This is a genomic window from Amycolatopsis nivea, assembly GCF_004522235.1.
Classification (GTDB): Bacteria; Actinomycetota; Actinomycetes; order Mycobacteriales; family Pseudonocardiaceae; genus Amycolatopsis; species Amycolatopsis nivea.
Map to the genome: position 1 here is coordinate 1 of NZ_SDLT01000106.1, position 1,108 is coordinate 1,108.

The window sequence follows — 1,108 nt, forward strand, 5'->3', positions numbered from 1 at the left end:
CCCCAATGGGGTTGTTTCATCGTGGTTGTGGCTGGTGGGGGCGGTGGTTGTGGGTTGGTTGGGTTGTGGGGCAAGGGGGAAGTGCTGCCGGGGCCCGGCGTGGCGGCGTGGGCATGGGTGAAGCCCTCGGCAGGATCGAGATGTGAGTCAACCATCCGCCGAGGGCTTCGACCCTCTTTCCTACCAGGTCGTTCTTCCTCTTTCGCGGCAGACCCTGCAGCTGGTCGCCGAGTTGATCCGCGGGCGCCGGCGGCGGTTGCGGTCCCGCTGGCGCAAAGCCGGCCCGGCCGGGCAGGCTTTGGTGGTGCTGGCGGTGTTGCGCCACGATCCGCGGCTGGCGCACATCGCCGGCGGTCACGGCGTCTCGGCCTCCACGGTGCGCCGGTGGGTGCTGGAAACCGTCGGCCTGCTCGCCGCCCGCGCCGCCCGGCTGGACCGGGTCCTGGACCGGCTGGCCGCCCGCGGCGCGGCGGTGGCGCTGGTGGACGGAACGCTGATCCGGACCCGCCGCCGGGCCGGGCGCGCCAACCGGGCCCATTACAGCGGCAAGCACAAACAGCACGGGCTGGTCGTGCTCGGGCTGACCGACGAGGCGGGCCGGCTGCTGTGGATCTCCGCGGTCCTGCCGGGCCGCACCGCCGACATCACCGCCGCCCGCCGGCTGCGGATCCGCGAACGGCTCCACGCCCGCGGCCTGTCCCCGGCCGGGGACAAGGGCTTCCACGGCTGGCACAAAGACGTCCGCACCGCCCGCGACTGCCCGCACTGCGGCGGGCCCTGCGAGCAGATCGTGCTCACCCCGTTCAAAGCCGAAACCAACCGGCCGCTGACGAAAGGCCAGAAACAGGCGAACGCGGCGTTCGCCGCGATGCGCTGCGCGGTCGAGGGCGGCTTCGCCGCCCTCAAAAACTGGCGCATCCTCGACAAACTCCGGCTCCACACCCGCCACGCCACCACACTGCTGCGCGCCCTGCTCGTGCTCACCCACCACGAACAAAACACCCGCGACACCGCCCAGCCCCACCAACCCTGACCACTACCACACCCCCTCAACCCCACCCCACCAGCACAAACCACGATGAAACAACCCCAATGTGGCATTGGGTGC

Annotated in this window: 1 protein-coding gene; it reads left to right on the forward strand. The window is 71.1% G+C overall.

The features are described 5' to 3' along the window. Positions 1–142: 142 nt before the first annotated feature. Positions 143–1,033, forward strand: coding sequence for a transposase family protein (locus tag EIZ44_RS44425; protein ID WP_134734616.1), 891 nt, complete (start codon positions 143–145; stop codon positions 1,031–1,033). Positions 1,034–1,108: the final 75 nt, after the last annotated feature.